This is a genomic window from Allosediminivita pacifica, assembly GCF_003054175.1.
Lineage (GTDB): Bacteria > Pseudomonadota > Alphaproteobacteria > Rhodobacterales > Rhodobacteraceae > Allosediminivita > Allosediminivita pacifica.
The window spans coordinates 1-2,483 of sequence record NZ_QBKN01000078.1 but is presented as its reverse complement, the minus strand read 5'-3'; the positions used below and the strand labels follow the sequence as shown (position 1 = coordinate 2,483).

Here is a 2,483-nt window from a genome sequence, read left to right as displayed (position 1 = left end):
GACCAAGGATCAGAAGACCGGCGAGGAAGTCGAACGGCAGGGACACCGTCGCCTCTGGGACGCCAGGGACATCGAGCGCGAAGCACAGCCACAGCAGCGTACGGCACAGGGCAAATTTGCGGCGCAAACAACCACCGAGGAAAAGCCGATGGCCGACAAGCAACGCGAGCAGGACACAAAATCCGATCGGCTCGAAGACCGGATCAAGCGCTACGAACCGGGCGACCATGCCGCCAAAGGCCCGGCCAGCGTTCTGGCCCACATGGACGCGCGGCTTCGGGCTGAAGGGGTTTCGGAAAAGGACCGCGAGACCGCCCGCGACCACGCCGCCAAGCTTCTATCTCAGGGGATGAAGGCCAGAAGGCAGATCCCGGTCCAGAAACTCGCCAACGTCACAAAGGAGCAAGAGGCGCAAGCGCATGGAGCGACCGCCAAGGAGGCGAGACCTGTTCCTGAGCGCCAAATGTTGGATCAGACCAAGGGTAACCGCTCAAGATAGGGCTCTTGGACAACACCCGCAGTTCTACTCGTATCGTCACAAGTAGAACCTCGGACCAGCTGGCTCATGATGACGAGGACAGCCTCGGTACAAAGGATAGATGTGACTTGCCTCGGCATCACATTCGACACCCCATACAAACGAAAAGCCCCGGCTCAAGGCCGGGGTGTGTTCGTATGGCCTTTGCGAAAGTTCCTCCCAACAGGGTTTAGACGCTTCCACCAGCCTTGAAGGACACCTAACACAACAGTAGTGTCGCGTCAAGTCATTGAGAGAGCATATGCTATTTGTACCTGCCAATTCACCTGTGATTGACGGCGTCATCACCCGAGAGCGCCTAAACAGTTATGTTAGCGTGTTCGGATGTACAAACGATGACCAAGCTATGGGTGCCTATTATTGGAACATAGCGCTGTGCTCAGCTCTCTACAACCTTATCACAGCTGCAGAGGTAACAGTACGGAACTCAGTGGACGTCGCGCTTCAACCAGCGCTCGGTACGCGTTGGTGGTCTGGATCGAAGTTACATTACAAAAGCTATGCAGCTGGCGCCAGCGCTCCGGATCCGGTCAAAAAGCTCAAAGACAATTTTGCCAGCGCACATAGATCCGCAAAGAAAGAAAAGGAAAAGCGCTACGGGATCATAGGCGCCACGCCGTCCCATCACGAAGTAATCGCGAAAACCGACTTTTCGACGTGGGAGTACATTCTGGACGAAGAATTTTTATGCCCTGTATCTATCTGGCCGAAGCATCTTCGAAAAGTATTCCGGGGGACATGGCCGAGTCCCTCGGACAAAGTCACGCTGCGAACGGCAAGGGAAGCCGTTGCAGACATCCGGCTGTTTCGTAACCGCGTGCATCACAACGAACCTGCATGGAAAGCTCACGGCGTTCTAAATGCTGAAGATGCAGTACAGTACGTCCAAGGCAAAATATTGAAAATATTTAACTTTATAGAACTCATCGAGCCCTCCAAGGCAGATGTACTCAGGAGATCTGGAGTACTAGCCCATGCTAACCGCATCGCATCGGTGGCCGAGATACGCCGATACCAGAAACAATCGGCGCCCCTTAATATCAAACCTAAGGGCAAAATGATGAAACTTTTCAGTGACGACGAAGCCACCGTTGCAGTAGTCCGCGGGCGAACGAAACGCCTCTTCATTGTGCAGCCTCTTTAGGTTGCATGTACAAGAAAGCATCAAGGATAGTGCATCCTCTACGGGGCTAACCTCTGGCTTTATGGCCCGCTCCGGCCACAACAGCTTCTATCGCTCGCGACCGCCCCTCTCAGGCCTTCCCTTCGACAGGTCCTGATGCCGTACAGGACTATCCACCGTACTCCCGCGCTCGCGAGGCGCGGACTGCGCAGCACCCTGCCCCGCTAGGGAACGAGCAATCTCGGCGCGTTGCGTCGTCGTCTCGGTCAGCCGCGCTGCAAACCGTTTGGTTTCCCGCGCCAAGTCACGATCCTTCGGGTCAGCTGAGCCAGCCAAGATCATCGCGGCTTGGTCATAAGTCGCCATCACCCTGTTGCGCCGCGCGATCAACGCGTCATCCCATGCCTTCTGCGGCAAGCGACCACCGTTGTCTTCAAGATCGCGCCGGACCTGGCGCATTTTCCGGGCATCGGCGAGGGGCTTACCGCCCCGTTGCCTGATCTTGTAGACCGGCGTGACCTCTCCCCGGCGCGTCACGCCGCGGGCATGGCGAGGAGTGGACTCCGCCTCGATACCACGCGTCCGTAGCTTCTCGGCAAACGTGTCCCGCAGGCGTTGCAGATCGGCTTTCCGCAAGTTCAGCTTTTGACCGTCTTCGCCAACGGTGCGCAGCGTCAGGTGCACATGGGGGTGATGCGTATCCGTGTGCAGGGCCATCGCGTAGTCATGCCGCCCTTGAAACTCCTGCCTTGCCAGAGCCCTGACCGCGTCTTTCACCGCTTCCGCATTTGCCGTGCCGGGCATCGAGAACACGATGCTGGT

Annotated in this window: 2 protein-coding genes and 1 pseudogene; 2 read left to right on the top strand and 1 reads right to left on the bottom strand. The window is 57.1% G+C overall.

Features of this window, described 5'->3' with window-relative positions:
• A pseudogene (locus tag C8N44_RS23515) lies at nucleotides 1-499 on the top strand (LPD7 domain-containing protein); the annotation flags it as partial.
• A 280-nt stretch (nucleotides 500-779) separates the two neighbouring features.
• Nucleotides 780-1,682 (top strand): CAAX protease, encoded by a 903-nt coding sequence (locus C8N44_RS23270; protein ID WP_146178917.1) that lies wholly within the window; start codon nucleotides 780-782, stop codon nucleotides 1,680-1,682.
• Nucleotides 1,683-1,769: 87 nt separating this feature from the next.
• Here C8N44_RS23270 and C8N44_RS22925 read toward each other — a convergent pair.
• The coding region (locus tag C8N44_RS22925; RefSeq protein WP_158274142.1) for a relaxase/mobilization nuclease domain-containing protein at nucleotides 1,770-2,483 on the bottom strand (714 nt) is incomplete at its 5' end.